The sequence below is a fragment of the Pseudomonas sp. efr-133-TYG-103a genome (assembly GCF_030209235.1).
In the GTDB taxonomy this organism is placed as follows: Bacteria; Pseudomonadota; Gammaproteobacteria; order Pseudomonadales; family Pseudomonadaceae; genus Aquipseudomonas.
Map to the genome: position 1 here is coordinate 1 of NZ_JARVSK010000048.1, position 1,251 is coordinate 1,251.

General features: G+C 55.1%; 2 protein-coding genes. Both read right to left on the bottom strand.

Going from position 1 to position 1,251, the window contains the following annotated elements; genetic code table 11:
• Positions 1-38 precede the first annotated feature (38 nt).
• Positions 39-839 (bottom strand): IS3 family transposase, encoded by an 801-nt coding sequence (locus tag QRN36_RS27160; RefSeq protein ID WP_285426805.1) that lies wholly within the window; start codon positions 837-839, stop codon positions 39-41.
• Positions 840-877: 38 nt separating this feature from the next.
• On the bottom strand, positions 878-1,186 hold the full coding sequence (locus QRN36_RS27165) for a transposase (RefSeq protein ID WP_285426806.1): 309 nt from the start codon (positions 1,184-1,186) through the stop codon (positions 878-880).
• Positions 1,187-1,251: the final 65 nt, after the last annotated feature.

Sequence of the window (1,251 nt, forward strand, 5' to 3'; positions counted from 1 at the left end):
TGTTCTGGTCAAGTTTTTCCGGACACCGATTACGGTGATCAAGCCGCCTGCTGCTCCATAGCTATTGGCGACAAGTAGTTGTTGTAGCTGTGGAGTCTGATTCTGTTGTATCGCATGAAGAAGCTGGTCATATCCTGCCTTGCTTCTTCAACTGTCGTGTAGCCCTTGGCGGGCACCCACTCTGATTTGAGCGTCCCGAAGAAACGCTCTGTTGGTGCGTTGTCCCAGCACTGCCCCCTGCAGCTCATGCTTTGCGTTATCCCATGCTCCAACAGCACGGATTGAAAGCGCTGGCTGGTGTATTGGCAGCCTTGATCTGAGTGGAACATCAAGCCTGCATGTTTGCCTCGAACTTCCACCGCCATTCTCAGCGCCTTGCTAACCAGGTTGGCGTCATTGATCAAAGAAAACCCCCAGCCCACGACTCTGCGGGCGAACAGGTCAATAACTACTGCCAAGTGATACCAGCGCTTCCCAACCATCAGGCTGGTGACGTCGCCGCACCAGACCTGATTGATTGCGGTTGGCTCGAAGTTACGTTCGAGCAGGTTCTTGGCCACAAATGCTTGGACGCCTCTGGAGCGGTACTGATGGCGGCGGCGCTGTCTGCTGGCCAGATTTGCCTCCGCCATCAGCTTTCCGGCCAAATACCTTCCGACCTGAAGATGCTGGGCCTTCAAGTGCTGAGAGATCATCCGCGCCCCTGCACTGCCCCGGCTTTCAACATGCAACTGCACGACTTTCGCCCTGAGCACGTCGCGGTTAGCTGTCGGCGCTGAACGTCGCTTAATCCAGTCATAGAACGCGCTGCGGGAAACGCCCATCACACTGCAAAGCAAGCTGGTCGGATATGAACTCGACTCCCTCAGCTCCTCAATCAGGAAAAACGATCGGGATCCGACATCAAGAGAGCCGTAGCCTTTTTTAATATTTCAGCCTCTGTTTCCAGGCGCTTGACCTTGGCTCGCAACTGTTGAAGCTCTCGCTGATCGTCGCTTATTGCCTTGGTACCTGCCACTGGCTGCCCTTTCTGACGCTCTTTACGAACCTGATCAACCCAGCGGCGCAGAGCCGTACGGCCGACGTCCATCGACGCACAGACGTCGGGAACTGAGCAGTTGTCATCAAGAACCATGCTTGCAGCACGTTGCTTGAACTCGCGGGTGTAGGTCTTTCGCTCTTGCATGGAACCTCCTGATTGGGCGAATCATATCGCCCTTAAGAGGTGTCCGGGATCATTAGGCCAGTTCA

Excerpts from the sequence above, each read along its gene's own strand:
- QRN36_RS27165 (WP_285426806.1), bottom strand. The coding sequence starts at position 1,186 with ATGCAAGAGCGAAAGACCTACACCCGCGAGTTCAAGCAACGTGCTGCA.